The sequence below is a fragment of the Labrys sp. F242 genome (assembly GCF_057813875.1).
The window spans coordinates 439,687-453,433 of record NZ_JBVASG010000003.1 but is presented as its reverse complement, the minus strand read 5'-3'; the positions used below and the strand labels follow the sequence as shown (position 1 = coordinate 453,433).

Below are 13,747 nucleotides of genomic sequence, written 5' to 3'. Positions count from 1 at the left end.
GGGCGGCTCCTGTGGTTCTCTTCCGGCCGTTACAGGCTCTTTGTCTTGGAAACCGGACCTTCTTTCACGGGCCCGTTTCACGTGTGCGACAGCGCAGCCTCCTCCTCGAGGATGGAGCGCGTGCTGGCATAGATCCGGTCGAGATGAATGCCGAAGGCTTCGACGACAGCCCTGGGATCCCGGGCGTGCAGCCCCGCCAGGATGGCGGCATGGTCCTGGCAGCTTTGCGCGATTGCGCCGGGCCGCGACACGGCCTTGCGCCGGTGCGCCATGGCATAGAAATAGAGATCGACGACGAAGTCAGCGAGGAGATCGTTGCCGCAGGACCGATAGATCGCGGCGTGGAACTCGCGATCGCAGATCAGGAAGCGGACGGGATCGTCGAGGGCCTCGCGCTGCGTTTCCAACGAGGCGTCGAGCATGACCAGGGTCTCGTCGTCGATGCGCCGCGCCGCCTCTTCCACCACCGGGCGCTCCACCAGCAGGCGGGCGGCATGGATGGCCTCGATATCGTAGCTATTGATCAGTTTCGGCTCGCGCGCACCAATCGCCAGCGAACCGACCTCGGCACTGAGCACGCGGGTGCGCGCGCCTTGCGAAATGGCGATGATGTCGCGGGCGGCCAGGGTCTGTAGCGCCCCGCGCACCGTCTCGCGGCTGACCTGCAGGGCCGCGGCGAGATCGCGCTCACTCGGCAGGGTCTCGCCGACCTGCAGCATGCCCGCCGCAATCAGGGAGGCGATCTTGTCGGCGACCAGTTCGCGCACATTGCGCCTGACCACGCCGTGGCGCAGCTCGGGCACGCGTTCGAACACCGAAAGGGCAGTGGGCAGGGTCATCGGAATGGCGCTTGGGAACGACGCTCGGCATCTGATCTACTGGACCAGCCAGCAGACCAGTTAGGCCAAGTTTTCGGCAGGCTGTCAAGCGGTAGATGGGTAATGGTCTGACGAGTGGGGGGCGGCGAGATGAGCCTGGGATCACAGCGCAAATTCTTTACCCTCCCCTGGAGGGGGGAGGGTAAAGAATTTGCCTCTGCCTGGAACCCTGTCCAATCTCGGGAACCTACTTGGCACCGCCGAGATAGAAGGCCTTCACATCCTCGCGCGCCGCGAGGTCAGCGGCCAGTCCGGAAGCGGCGACGCGGCCGTTCTCGAGAATATAGCCATAATCGGCGTGGCGCAGCGCCAGCGCGGCGTTCTGCTCGGCCACCAGGAAGCTCACCCCCTGCTCGCGATTGAGCGTGCGGATAATCTCGAAGATCTCCTGCACCACGATCGGTGCGAGGCCCATGGAAGGCTCGTCGAGCAGTACCAGTTTCGGCTTGGTCATCAAGGCTCGCCCGATCGCCGCCATCTGCTGCTCGCCCCCGGAGGTCAGGCCGGCCTTGGTGCGGCGCTTATGCTTCAGGCGGGGGAACCAGGCATAGATCTGCTCGAGATCCTGGGCGATCTGCCGCCGCCCCGGGCGACGCAGGAAGGCGCCGGAAAGAAGATTCTCCTCTATCGTGAGCTGGGGAAAGCAGTGGCGCCCTTCCAGCACCTGCACCACGCCGCGGGCCACCAGTACGGACGGCGTCAGGCGGCTGACCGGTTCGCCCCGCCAGTTGATGCTGCCGCGCGTGACGGTACCTCGTTCCGGCCCGAGCAGGTTGGAGATCGCTTTCAGCGTGGTCGATTTGCCCGCACCATTGGCGCCGAGCAGCGCGACCACGGCGCCATCACCGACGGTGAGGGACACGTCCCTGACAGCCAGGATTGCCTGGTAATGCACCTCGATGCCTGCGACGGCGAGAATGTCGTTTGCGCGCAGCGCCGCGGATGGTTCGTTCATCGCATCTATCTCCCCGAGGGCGACGTCCCGTCGTCGTGTTGAGCGGGGCCATTCCGGAACAAGCGCGACCTTTTTCATTCCCGGCTTGCCCCGGCAATGCAGCCAGCCTTTCGGCACCGGGTTTCTGGATGCCCGGGTCAAGCCCGGGCATGACAAAGGTTCGTGCTTTTTCGTGTCCGGGCAGGCCCGGCCCGCTCAGTTGGTCTCGGCCACCGGCGTGATGCCCTTCTCCTGGGCATAGGCAGCGGCCTTGGCGCGGGTGGTCTCGGCAAAGAGCGAGGCATCGGCCTTGATCCAGTCTGTCAGCGTGGTCCAGGACTTGCCATCCCACTGGATGATCTTGGCCGCGACGGTCTCGCCCTTGTGGTTCGCCGGCGAGGTCTTGAGGGGGGAGATCAGGCCCTGCGCGCCCAGTTCGGCGATGCGCTTGTCATCGATGTTGAGGTTTTCCAGGGCCCAGCGGCCCTCCTCAGCGGTGAGGGGGCGGTTTCCGAACTTCTTGTGGCCGACGCGCAGGGCCTCCACGAAGGTGATCGCCTCGATCACCCCGTAATTGTAGTAGACCGTGCCGAACTTGCTCTTGTCCTTGAGATCGCTCTTGCCGGCGTCGACGATCTTCTCCTTCAGCGTCTTGAGGATAGCGTAGTCGGTTCCGGGCGGAAACACCGAGACGGCGAGATAGCCCTTGGCGGCGCCGCCGGCCGGGCGGGCATCGTCCTCCGAGCCGCTCCAGATGTCGCCGATGATGCGATCGGCCGGGAACCCCACGCGCGCGGCCGTCTTGATCCCCACCGGCGTCATCACGCCCCAGCCGCGCAGGAACACCCAGTCGGCACCCGCACTGCGGATCTGCTGCCACTGCGCCTGCTGCTGCTCGCCGGGGTGGGGTACCGGGATCTGGATGTCGGTGAAGCCGTATTTCTTGGCGAGAATGCCAAGCGGCTCGATCGTATCGCGGCCATAGCCGGAGTCGTGATAGAGCGTGGCGATCTTGACGCCCTTGAGCTTGTCGTAGCCGCCTGATTTCTGGGCGATATAGTCGACGATAATCTGGGCTTCACTCCAATAGTCGAAGATCAGCGGATATTGATAGGGAAAGACCCGCCCGTCGGTGGCGATGTTCTGGCCGCCGCCCGGTGAGACGATCGGCACCTTGTCGATGCGCGCCTTGTCGGTGAGCGCCACGTCCAGGCCGCTGGAGTGGGGATAGATCGCCGCCGTCGGCGCGCCGTCATAGCCGTTCTTGTAGCGCTCGTAGCATTCGATGCCCCGCTCGATCGTATAGGCCGTCTCGCATTCCTGGATCAGGATCTTGACGCCGTCGACCCCGCCTTCGACCTCGTTGATATAGGTCAAATAGTCCCGGTTTCCGGCGCCGAAGGGGATGAAAGAGGGCGCATAGGGACCGGTACGATAGGTGAAGAGCGGATAGAGCTGCTCATTCTTGTGGTCCTGGGCCGCAGCGGGGCCGGCGGCCGCAAGAGCGGCCAGGCCAACACCTGCAAAGCCGAGCCCGGTCGCCAGTGCGAGGGCCTTGATGAGGGAGGATGACATCCGGTTCGTCTCCATTCGGTTGGGATGTTCGAGGGCAAAGCTCTCCCTTTGGCGGAAAACGCTTCCGCCCTTCCGGGATGCAAATCTGTTGGGGAGGCTTGTTCAGTCCCCGGTCGTGGCTGCCGACCGCCGCCGCGGCAAGCGGATCCGCCTCACCAGGCGAGCGAGTCCTTCCGGTTCCTTGATCAGCAGCGCGATGATGATCACGCCGAAGATGATGTGCTGGATATTGGCGAGCGCCCCCTGGTCCGCCAGGAACTGCAGGCCGGTGAGCGGGGCGAGGCGGTCGAGCAGGATCGGCATCAGCACGATGAAGGCTGCGCCAAGGAAATTGCCGGCAAGGGTGGCGGTGCCGCCGATCAGCACGATGAACAGCACCTGGAAGGACTTGTCCAGGTTGAAGGCATGGGCGTCCGCCGTGCCGAGATAGCCGAAGGCCCAGAGCGCGCCGGCAATGCCGCAGACGAAGGAGCTGATGGCAAAGGACAGGAGCTTGCGGCTGGCGACATGGATGCCGATCACCGAGGCGGCCGTGTCCATGTCGCGGATCGCCATCCATTCGCGTCCGACGCGGCTCTTGACCACCGCATGGGCAAAGGCGATCAGCGCGGCCGCCGTCACCGCCACCAGGAGATAGCGCCCGGTGGCCGAGGAGAGGTCATGGCCGAGGAATTGTAGCCGCGGCGCCGAGACGGTGAGGGACTGGCTGCCATTCGAAAACCAGTTGTAGTTGGTGAACAGCCATTCGAAGAAGAACTGGGCGCCCAGCGTCGAGGCGCCGAGATAGAAGCCCTTGATGCGCAGGCTCGGCAGGCCGAAGACGATGCCCGCCGCCGCCGCGATCAGGCCTGCCAGCACCAGCACCACAGGCAGCGGCAGCAACGGGGCGCGCAGCAGGAGATTGTAGCTTGCAAAGGCGCCGACCGACATGAAGGCGGCAGAGCCGAGCGACACCAGCCCGGTATAGCCCATCAGGAGGTTGAGGCCGAGGCCGGCCACGCCCATCACGAGGGTGGGGATGATGATGGAGGAAAGCCAGTAATCGCTGGCGAGGAGGGGCACGACCACGAAGGCTGCCGCCAGCGCGCCCGCGACGGCGAAGATTCGGGGATTGAGGCTGCGCCCCTGAGTCAGGACAAGGCCTTCGCCGGATTGCGATAGGAGGGACATCGCTAGACCCTTTCGATAGCGCGGTCGCCGAACAGCCCCGCCGGACGCACCAGCAGGAAGGCCACGGCGAGGATATAGGCGAACCAGGTCGACACGCTGCCCTGCAGCAGCGGCCCCAGATAGATGTCGGCCAGGGCTTCGGCAGCGCCGACCAGAAGGCCGCCGACGATGGCACCCGGCACGGAGGAGAAGCCGCCGATGATCAGCACCGGCAGGGCCTTCAGCGTCACCAGCGACAGCGAATATTGCACACCCTGCCGGGCGCCCCAGACCAGCCCGGCGACCAGAGCGACGATGCCGGCCACGCTCCAGACGATGCGCCAGATCGTCGGCAGGCGGATGCCGATCGACTGGGCGGCGAGCGTGTCGTCGGCGACGGCCCTCAGCGAAATGCCCATGCGGGTGCGGTCGAACAGGATGGAAAGCACCACGACCAGGACGAGGGCGCCGCCGGAGACGAAGAGATCGAACTGGCTGATCGAGAGGCCCGCGACCGAGATCGGCACGTCGTCAATGCCGAGGTCGAGCATGTGCACGTCCGAGCCCATCAGCAATTGCGCCAGCCCCTCGATCACGAAGGTGAGGCCGAGGGTCGCCATGAACAGGGTCAGCGCATCGCGATTGACCAGAGGCCGCAGGACCAGGCGCTCGATCAGCACCGCGCCGAGCACCATCACCGCGACGGTCAGCAGGATCGCCGCCCAGAACGGCACCTCGCGCTCGACCAGCGTCACGAAAGTGAGCGTGGCGAACAGCAGCATGGACCCTTGAGCAAAATTGAAGACGCCGGAGGCCTTGTAGATCAACACGAAGCCGATCGCGACCAGGCCGTACATCACACCGGCCAGCAGGCCGCCGATCAGGGTTTCGAGGAAGAAGGTCATGGCGATCCCTCAGTGAACCGTGCCGAGATAGGCGGCGATGACATCGGGATTTTCGCGCACAGCATCGGGCGTGCCATCGCCGACCTTGCGGCCGTAATCGAGCACGACGACGTGGTGGGCGAGGCCCATGACAATGCCGATATCGTGCTCGATCAGCACGACGGTGGTGCCAAGCTTGAGGTTCACATCGGCGATGAGCCGGCTCATCGCCTGCTTTTCCTCCTGGTTCATGCCGGCCATGGGCTCGTCCAGGAGCAGCAATTTCGGCCAGGCCGCCAAAGCGCGGGCGAGGTCGACGCGCTTCTGCAGGCCATAGGGCAATGTGGATACGATCGTGTTGGCATGGCGCTCCAGGCCGAGAAAAGCCAGGATCTCATGTGTCCGCGCTTCGAAGCGCCAGCGCTCCGCCGCATCCCGCCCTACCCGGAAGATATTCTCCACAAAGGTCGCGCGGCCCCAGCGCGCCAGCCCCGCCTTGACGTTTTCGACGACGCTCAGCCGGTCGAACAAGGCATTGTGCTGGAAGGTCCGGCCAATGCCGAGATGAGCCGCCTTGTAGGGATGAATAGCCTCGAATCTGGCGCCGTCGAAAACGACATCGCCTTCGTCGGCCCGGTAGACACCGTTGATCACATTGAGGAGGGAACTCTTGCCGGCGCCGTTGGGCCCGATCAGCGCGCAGATCTCCCCTTGCTCGACCGAAAAGCTCAGCCGGCTCAGGGCGCTGACGCCCTTGAAAGACAAGGAGACGTCCTGAAGCTGCAGGAGAGGCGCCGGCATCGGCATCACCGTCCGGTGGCGAGGCGGGAGACACCGGCCTCGCGTTCGTCAGCCTCGCGGCGCTTCACGGCTTCAATGTCGCGATAGGCATGGGCGGGATGGCTGGCCGGCAGATAGGGACCTTCGCCGAACAGCTTCTCGCGAAGGGTGCCCGGCTTGTAGGCGGTGGGATAGGCCCCGCGCTTCTGCAGCTCCGGCACGAGATAGCCGACGGCGTCCTCGAAGCTCTCGGGCGTCACCGCATAAGCGAGGTTGAAGCCGTCGACATCGGTCTCCTCGACCCATTCCTGCAGCGTATCGGCGATATGGGAAGCCGAACCGACGAAAACCGGGCCGAGGCCGCCAATGCCGCCCCAGCGCGCCAGCTCCTCCATGGTCCAGGTCTTGTCCTCGCCGGCGAAATGCTCGACCACCGAGATGATGGCGTTGGTCTCGACCTTCTTGATCGGATCGCTGGGCGCATATTGGCCGAAATCGATGCCGCTCCAGCCGGAGAGGAAGACCAGCGAGCCATCATAGGACGTATAGGATTCATAGTCCTTGAACTTGGCCTGAGCCTTGGCCTCGGTCTCGTCGACGATCACCGTGGTGAGGTTGTAGATCAGGATCTTGCGCGGATCTCGGCCGGCAGCCGCGGCCTGGCGGCGGATATCGGCGACATAGGCCTTCAGCAGCGACTTGGTCGGCGCCGCCACGAAGACGCATTCGGCGTGGCCCGCGGCAAAGGCCTTGCCCGGCCCCGAGGCACCGGCCTGGTAGAGCACCGGCGTGCGTTGCGGCGAGGGTTCGGTAAGTTGGTAGCCGGGCACCTCGAAATATTTGCCCTTGTGGCCGATCTCATGGACCTTGTCGGGATCGGTGAAGATGCGGTTTTCACGGTCGCGCCGCACCGCCCCTTCCTCCCAGGAGCCTTCCAGGAGCTTGTAGAGCACCTCGACATATTCGCTGGCGACCTCGTAGCGGTTGTTGTGCTGGCGCAGGCCGCCCTGGCTGATATTCTTGGCCCCGCTCTCCAGATAGGAGGTGACGATGTTCCAACCGACGCGCCCTTTGGAGTGATGATCGGCCGTGGCGAGGCGCCGGGCGAAGGTATAGGGATGCTCGAAGGAGGTCGATGCGGTGATGCCGATGCCCAGATGCTCGGTGGCCAGCGCGATCGGCGCCGCCAGTTGGAGAGGATCGTTGACCGGGATCTGCGCCGCCTGGTGGAGGGCGTGGTAGTTCGAGCCCTTGTAGACGTCGTAATAACCGATGACGTCTGCGATGAAGATGCCATCGAAGATGCCCTTCTCCAGCGTCCGCGCCAGATCCTGCCAGTAGTCGAGATCCTTGTATTTCCACGATTTATCGCGCGGATGCGCCCACAGGCCCGGCGATTGGTGGCCCACGCAATTCATGTCGAAGGCGTTGAAGCGTATCTGGCGGGGCATTCCCAATCTCCACATCTGAAAACAGCGGCAGCGCCGCGGCTTTGAAACAGCGGCGGGGCCGCACCCGGCTACCGCATCGGTCAGGGCGTATGAAAACGCCCTCCAAACTAAATGTCTAGTATTTTTATAGAGAATATATACAAAATAGTCCGGATCGATGCTACGGCAGACTGGGCAGGCAGCCGCGCCGGTATCGGATCGTTCGATAAAAGCTAAGAGAATCAGATAGATGACACAGAAGGCATCGACAGTGACGGCGGGTTGGGGCAATGGGCCAGGTCGCAACTATGAGGAACTCGCCGCCAGTTTCCGCCCGGTTTTCGATCGCATCCGCGAGGGCGCCGTCGAACGGGAACTCAATCGGACCTTGCCGCACGAGCCGATCGGCTGGCTCAAGGATGCCCGCTTCGGCGCCCTGCGTGTGCCGGAGAAGGAGGGAGGCTTCGGCGCCAACCTGCCACAGCTCTTCGCCCTGCTGATCGAGCTGTCTCACGCCGATTCCAACGTCACGCAGGCCCTGCGCGCCCATTTCGGCTTTGCCGAGGACATCATCAACGCCCGCGCGCAGGATCGCCGCGACCGCTGGCTGCCGCGCCTCTCCCGCGGGGAGATCGCCGGCAGTGCCTGGACGGAGATCGGCGAAGCCAAGCAGGCGGCCTTCTCCACCATCGTGAAGCTCGGGGACGGCAAGGCCGCTTCCGTCACGGGTGCCAAATATTACACGACCGGTTCCCTCTTCGCCGACTGGATCGATATCGGCGCCAGTGGTGAGGAAGGCCAGTCGCTTTCCGCGGTGGTTGCCCGCCATGCCCCGGGTGTTGACGTGATCGACGACTGGGACGGTTTCGGCCAGATCCTCACCGCCAGCGGCACCACCACCTTCACCGACGCGCCCGTCGACCCCGCCGATGTCGTCATCGACGATGACCGCTTCAAGTATTCGGCCGCCTTCTATCAGCTCGTGCATCTGGCGACGCTCGCGGGTATCGGTCGCGCCGCCAGCGACGACGTCGCCAAGGCGGTGAAGGCCCGCCGCCGCAGCTATTCCAACGCCCCCTCCCCGCGTCCCAGCGAGGATGCCCAGGTACTGCAGGTGGTCGGCCGGATCCGCGGCGCGGCCTATTGCGCCAGCGCCATCGTGCTCAAGGCCGCCGAAGCCGTGCAGCGCGCCTTCGATACCCGCTTTGCCGGCGACGCCGCGGCGGAGGAAGAGGCGAATGCCATCGCCGAGCTCGAGGTGGCGCAGGCCCAGACCGTGGTCACCACCCTGATCCTCGATGCCTCCACCATCGTTTTCGACGCGCTCGGCGCCTCCGCCACGCTGCGCTCCGCCGCTCTCGACCGCCACTGGCGCAATGCACGCACGCTCTCCTCGCATAATCCGCGCATCTACAAGGACCGGATCATCGGGGACTTTGCCGTCAACGGCACGCCGCCGCCCTATCAATGGCGCATCGGGCAGGTGTGAAGGGGCGAAAGCGCCCCAAACAGACGCCACCTCACTGTACTCACCAGCGCCGGCATAGGCACATCGCTTGAGCCCTCAAGAAAGAGCGCAGACATCCTTCCCCGGGTTCGGGGAAGGTGGCGCTGCGCAGCAGCGACGGTAGGGGGAGAGTGGCGCTGCGGAGGCTGCATAGTTGCAAAATCGCGCCACTCGCCCCCATCCGGCCCGGCTCTGCCGGTCCACCTTCCCCGAAACCGGGGAAGGATTTCTTCGCCTTACTCGGTCAATCGAGACGCCACGTCAGCCGGCCTGAATCGAACATAAAGACTGGTTCGACGGCCTTCGGGGAGCCAACCATTTCCGCTCGCCATTTGACGGAATCACCGGGCATTGCGAGATCTTGGGACAGAATGAGGCGGCGCCACGCCGCTACTCGAAAGCCCCAAGGAGCCGATGTCGCCTCTGGTCGAAACCGTGCTGTTCGTCTTCGGCCTGGTCGCGCTCGGCTATGGCGCGGGGGCGAGCGGCTATCTCAAACCCGAGACCGGCGACGCCCTTTCCGATTTCGCCGTCCGCGTGGCACTGCCGCTGCTGCTGTTCCGCACCATGGTCACCTCGAGCTTCCACGGCTCGGCACCCTGGCAGTTATGGGCCACCTATTTCACCGCCGTCATCGTGGCCTGGATCGCCGGCCATCTCGCGACCACCCGCCTGTTCCGGCGCGATGGCCAGGCCGGGGTGATCGGCGGCGTCTCCGCCGCCTTCTCCAATCTGGTGCTGCTCGGCATTCCCTTCATGCTCGGCGTCTTCGGCAATGAAGGCTTCGAGATCCTGTCTCTGATCATCTCGGTGCATCTGCCTACCATGCTGATGGCCTCGATCCTGCTGTTCCACTGGCTCGGGCCACGGCGCCAGGAGCCGCTGCATCCCCTGGCTGTTATCCGCGACTTCCTGGGCAGGCTGCTCACCAATCCCCTGATCATCGGCATCTTCGCCGGCCTGGCCTGGCGGGCGGGCGGGCTTCCCCTGCCTGCTATCGCCAATCGCTTCGTCGATGCTCTCGCCGATGTGGCCGGGCCGATCGCCCTGTTCGCCATGGGCCTCGGCCTGAAGAAGTTCGGGCTAACCGGCAATCTCAAGCCGGCGCTGGTCCTGTCCGGCCTGAAACTGCTGCTGATGCCGGCGGTGGCCCTCGGCGCAGCCTGGCTGTTCGGCTTGCCGCCCTTCCCGGCCAAGGTGGCCGTGGCTGCGGCGAGCCTGCCGTCGGGCGTGAACTCCTATTTGATCGCGATCCAGCTCAAGACGGAGCAATCCCTGGCTTCCAACCAGATCACCATCGCGACGGCGTTTTCCGTGGTGACCACCGCGCTCTGGCTCGAGATCGCTACCGCGCTGCTGGGTTGAGGCGTCTCCTCAGACCTCCTCGTCTGGATTCCGGGTCCAGGGCGCGAAGATCTCGGCCGCGAATTCGACGAAGGCCTGTATCTTGCGGTCACGCGTGGCGCGCTTGGAATAGAGCGCCCAGACTTCGGCATCCTCGGCCCGATGCCAGTCCGGTAGGACGATCTCGAAGGGCTGGTCTCCCGCCCGATTGGCCATCAGCCGGGTGGACACCAGGGCAATGCCGGCGCCCTTGAGCATCTGGCGGATGATGGTGTCGGATTCGTTCGACATCAGGATCGGGCGGACGGCGACCTCGACTTCGCTTCCGGCCTTGCTTCTCAGCCGCCAGGTGGTCAGGAGCTCGCCCTGGCCATGGGCCAGCACGGCATGGCCGGAGAGATCCTGCGGCGAGGCGGGGCGCCCCGCCCGATCGAGATAGCCGGGACTCGCGAGCAGGCGGGCCCGTGATCGCCCCAGCCGCCGGGCGACATAGCTTGAATCGGGCAGAACGCCAGTCCGCAGCGCCACGTCGAAACCATGTTCCACCAGATCGAGCGGATGGTTATCGAAGGTCAGCGCCAGCCTGATCCTGGGATAGCGGCGCCGAAACTCTTCCAGGGCCGGCTCCAGCGCAATCAGGCCAAGGGCATAGGGAACCAGCAGCCGCAGCGTGCCCTCCGGTTCGATCCTCAAGGCGCGGACCGACAGATCGGCTTCCTCCAGGATCTCCTCCGCGAGGCTGCAGCGCTCATAGAAATCCCGTCCGGCTTCGGTGAGCGACACGCGCCTCGTCGTCCGGTTGAGCAGGCGCACGCCGAGATCTTCCTCGAGCGCCGTGACACGCCGGCTCACCGTGCTGAGCGGCAGACCGAGCTGGCTCGCCGCAGCGGTGAAACCGCCTCTTTCGACCACGCGCAGAAAGATCCAAAGGCTCTGGAGATTGTGCAATCGGCACTCCAATGGAATCCTGCCAAGCCTCGAAAATGCTGACGCATTCTCGGCTTGGACACCTGGTGGTCTTCGACATCAAATCAAAGATTTGGCGAAAACCACCAGAAGGTGCCGAGAGTCATTTTCAATGACTCTCGGCATTATTCCATATTCAGCAATAGTTTTTGCCAGATAGCCATAGTTATTCCATTCCCGGCCCCGCGCTATAAGCGCTCCCATGACCGCCCTGTCCACGTCCACGCATGGGCCGACGCCCTTCTGGACGCGGCTGACCCAGGCACCGCCCGGCACCAGCTGGAGCAGCATCGCGTTTGCGTTGCGAACGACGGCTGCCTCGCTGATCGCGCTCTACATCGCCTTCCTGATCAATCTGGACAGCCCGAAATGGGCGGCCATGACGGTGTGGATCGTGGCCCAGGGCAGCCGCGGCATGACGCTGTCGAAGGCGCGCTATCGCGTCCTCGGCACCTTCGCGGGAACGGGCATCGCTGTCTCCCTCACAGCGCTGTTCGCCCAGGCGCCGGAATTGCTTCTCTGCGCGCTCGCCGTCTGGGTCGGGCTGTGCACCGGCGTCGCCACGGCGCTGCGGAATTTCCGCGCCTATGGCGCCGTGCTGGCCGGCTATACCGCGGCGATCATCACCCTGGATGCGGCTGCCAACCCCTCGCAGATCTTCGACGTCGCCGAGGCGCGCCTTATCTACATCCTGCTCGGCATCGGGGTGGAGGCAACGCTGAGCGCCATCCTTGCTCCCTCCCGGCCCCTGGACGATGTCCGCGCAGGCCTCGACGCCTATATCCGGCAAGCCGCCGGTATCTGCGCCCGTGCCCTCGGCGGCGAGGCGGCGGCAACACCGGCGCTGCAGCGCCTCTTCGCCAAGGCCCTGGCCCTGGACACCACGGCCGAATATGCCGCGTCCGCCTCCGCTGTCGCACGTGGCGCTCTCGGGCATGTGCGCGCAGCTGCGAGCGCAACCGTGGCCCAGCTCGCCGCCGCGCACAGCCTGCGGGACTATCTGGCCCGGCGGGACGGCCAGAGCGGTATTCTCCTGGCTGAAATTTCCGCCCTGCTGCAGGCCGTCGCCAATGGCAGCACCAACGAGCAGACCCCAATTGCCGCCTTGCGCGGGGGCCTTGGTGCAGCCTTCGCCTGCTCCGATGATCGAGGCGAAGGCGGGAACGAGCGGCTGTTCCTGTATGACAGGCTCGATGCGCTGCTCTCTTCCCTGCAGACGGCCCTTGCGCGCCAGGCTCTCCTGGCCCGCCCGGAACCGCCTCCCTCGCGCCTCGACTTCGCCTTCCACATCGACTTGACCGCTGCGCTGCATAACGGCATCCGTGCTATTGCGGCCGTCCTGCTCGCCTCGGCCGCCTGGATCCTGACGGCAGCGCCCACCGGCTCGGGTTTCGTCACCATCGTCAGCGTGGTCTGCGCCCTGTTCGCTACGCGGGACAATCCGGTTGCCGCCGGTCTCGGCTTCCTGAAGGGTACAGGCTGGGCCTTTGCCGCCAGCGCCATCTGCAATTTCGCGCTGATCCCGATGATTTCGAGCTTTCCCTTGCTCGCTGCCTTGGTCAGCCTGTTCATGGTTCCCGCCGGGATCGCCATGCGCCATCCACGCACGGCGGCCCCCGCCGCGAGCTTTGCCATCTTCTTCTGGGACCTCGTCGGGCCGAGCAACGAAGTCCGTACTGAAGCCGCCGGTTTCTTCAACGGCGGCATGACACTGGTGGCCGGCATCGCCTGCGGCACGCTGGCTTTCGCCTTGCTGTTCCCGCCGAATGTCCAGGCGACGCGACGCCGCCTGCACCGGGCCATCCGGCGCGATCTCTCCCTGATCGGCAGCACCCCGGGGTTCTGGACCGCGGCGGAATGGTTCAGCCGGACCGCCGACCGTTTCGGCCGGCAGCTTGCGGCCGAAAAAACCCTGCCCGCCGCTGTGATGGATCGGGACATGGCCGGCATGCTGGCAAGCCTGACCATCGGCGCGGCCGCCATGGATCTCGACCGGCTGGCGCAGACCCGCAAAGGCACCATGCGACCGGTTCGCGCCGTGTTGCGCCGCCTTGCCGCCGCCGATCCGCACATCCTGGCACGGGCCGCCCGGCAGGCGGCGGCGCATCTGATGCGGCAGGCCAGGCGGACTGGCAGCCCTGCCTCGCGCGAGTTGCATCGAGGCGCCGTGCTGCTGCAGGAAATCGCGCGCGAAGCCACCGAACAGGCCGCGTTTCTGAAGGGGTGAAAGGCAGCACAGGCCTCTGCGAGCCATTCCAAAAAAGAAGGGCGCCGGATGGTTCCGGCGCCCTTGGTGTTTC

At 65.1% G+C, this 13,747-nt stretch carries 11 protein-coding genes; 3 read left to right on the top strand and 8 right to left on the bottom strand.

The features are described 5' to 3' along the window. Positions 1-77 precede the first annotated feature (77 nt). The 7 genes from ACZYTC_RS21760 to ACZYTC_RS21730 all read right to left on the bottom strand — a co-directional run bounded on the left by ACZYTC_RS21760 (position 78) and on the right by ACZYTC_RS21730 (position 7,651). Positions 78-839 (bottom strand): FadR/GntR family transcriptional regulator, encoded by a 762-nt coding sequence (locus tag ACZYTC_RS21760; RefSeq protein ID WP_434958435.1) that lies wholly within the window; start codon positions 837-839, stop codon positions 78-80. A gap of 226 nt (positions 840-1,065) precedes the next feature. Further along, the gene (locus tag ACZYTC_RS21755) at positions 1,066-1,833 is read right to left on the bottom strand and encodes an ABC transporter ATP-binding protein (RefSeq protein WP_488990506.1); all 768 of its coding nucleotides are present in this window, start codon (positions 1,831-1,833) and stop codon (positions 1,066-1,068) included. 195 nt (positions 1,834-2,028) lie between these two features. Continuing rightward, a complete protein-coding gene (locus tag ACZYTC_RS21750) occupies positions 2,029-3,387 on the bottom strand; it encodes an ABC transporter substrate-binding protein (RefSeq protein ID WP_488990505.1) in 1,359 nt (452 codons plus the stop codon). Between the two features lie 102 nt (positions 3,388-3,489). Beyond that, complete coding sequence (locus ACZYTC_RS21745; RefSeq protein WP_434958438.1) at positions 3,490-4,557, bottom strand: branched-chain amino acid ABC transporter permease; 1,068 nt, start codon at positions 4,555-4,557, stop codon at positions 3,490-3,492. 2 nt (positions 4,558-4,559) lie between these two features. Further along, a complete protein-coding gene (locus ACZYTC_RS21740) occupies positions 4,560-5,441 on the bottom strand; it encodes a branched-chain amino acid ABC transporter permease (protein WP_434958439.1) in 882 nt (293 codons plus the stop codon). A 9-nt stretch (positions 5,442-5,450) separates the two neighbouring features. Continuing rightward, on the bottom strand, positions 5,451-6,221 hold the full coding sequence (locus ACZYTC_RS21735; protein WP_434958440.1) for an ABC transporter ATP-binding protein: 771 nt from the start codon (positions 6,219-6,221) through the stop codon (positions 5,451-5,453). Positions 6,222-6,226: 5 nt separating this feature from the next. Further along, complete coding sequence (locus ACZYTC_RS21730; RefSeq protein ID WP_434958441.1) at positions 6,227-7,651, bottom strand: LLM class flavin-dependent oxidoreductase; 1,425 nt, start codon at positions 7,649-7,651, stop codon at positions 6,227-6,229. Between the two features lie 229 nt (positions 7,652-7,880). On the opposite strand from ACZYTC_RS21730, the gene ACZYTC_RS21725 reads away from it, so the two are divergent. Further along, on the top strand, positions 7,881-9,119 hold the full coding sequence (locus tag ACZYTC_RS21725; protein ID WP_434958442.1) for an acyl-CoA dehydrogenase family protein: 1,239 nt from the start codon (positions 7,881-7,883) through the stop codon (positions 9,117-9,119). A gap of 432 nt (positions 9,120-9,551) precedes the next feature. Beyond that, the gene (locus ACZYTC_RS21720) at positions 9,552-10,502 is read left to right on the top strand and encodes an AEC family transporter (RefSeq protein WP_441771076.1); all 951 of its coding nucleotides are present in this window, start codon (positions 9,552-9,554) and stop codon (positions 10,500-10,502) included. Between the two features lie 9 nt (positions 10,503-10,511). Here ACZYTC_RS21720 and ACZYTC_RS21715 read toward each other — a convergent pair whose 3' ends face one another. Then, positions 10,512-11,429, bottom strand: coding sequence for a LysR family transcriptional regulator (locus ACZYTC_RS21715; RefSeq protein ID WP_434958444.1), 918 nt, complete (start codon positions 11,427-11,429; stop codon positions 10,512-10,514). A gap of 220 nt (positions 11,430-11,649) precedes the next feature. On the opposite strand from ACZYTC_RS21715, the gene ACZYTC_RS21710 reads away from it, so the two are divergent. Continuing rightward, positions 11,650-13,674 (top strand): FUSC family protein, encoded by a 2,025-nt coding sequence (locus tag ACZYTC_RS21710; RefSeq protein ID WP_488990504.1) that lies wholly within the window; start codon positions 11,650-11,652, stop codon positions 13,672-13,674. Positions 13,675-13,747 lie beyond the last annotated feature (73 nt).

Excerpts from the sequence above, each read along its gene's own strand:
- ACZYTC_RS21725 (WP_434958442.1), top strand. The coding sequence starts at position 7,881 with ATGACACAGAAGGCATCGACAGTGACGGCGGGTTGGGGCAATGGGCCA.
- ACZYTC_RS21730 (WP_434958441.1), bottom strand. The coding sequence starts at position 7,651 with ATGCCCCGCCAGATACGCTTCAACGCCTTCGACATGAATTGCGTGGGC.
- ACZYTC_RS21745 (WP_434958438.1), bottom strand. The coding sequence starts at position 4,557 with ATGTCCCTCCTATCGCAATCCGGCGAAGGCCTTGTCCTGACTCAGGGG.
- ACZYTC_RS21760 (WP_434958435.1), bottom strand. The coding sequence starts at position 839 with ATGACCCTGCCCACTGCCCTTTCGGTGTTCGAACGCGTGCCCGAGCTG.
- ACZYTC_RS21740 (WP_434958439.1), bottom strand. The coding sequence starts at position 5,441 with ATGACCTTCTTCCTCGAAACCCTGATCGGCGGCCTGCTGGCCGGTGTG.
- ACZYTC_RS21750 (WP_488990505.1), bottom strand. The coding sequence starts at position 3,387 with ATGTCATCCTCCCTCATCAAGGCCCTCGCACTGGCGACCGGGCTCGGC.
- ACZYTC_RS21720 (WP_441771076.1), top strand. The coding sequence starts at position 9,552 with ATGTCGCCTCTGGTCGAAACCGTGCTGTTCGTCTTCGGCCTGGTCGCG.
- ACZYTC_RS21735 (WP_434958440.1), bottom strand. The coding sequence starts at position 6,221 with ATGCCGGCGCCTCTCCTGCAGCTTCAGGACGTCTCCTTGTCTTTCAAG.
- ACZYTC_RS21755 (WP_488990506.1), bottom strand. The coding sequence starts at position 1,833 with ATGAACGAACCATCCGCGGCGCTGCGCGCAAACGACATTCTCGCCGTC.
- ACZYTC_RS21710 (WP_488990504.1), top strand. The coding sequence starts at position 11,650 with ATGACCGCCCTGTCCACGTCCACGCATGGGCCGACGCCCTTCTGGACG.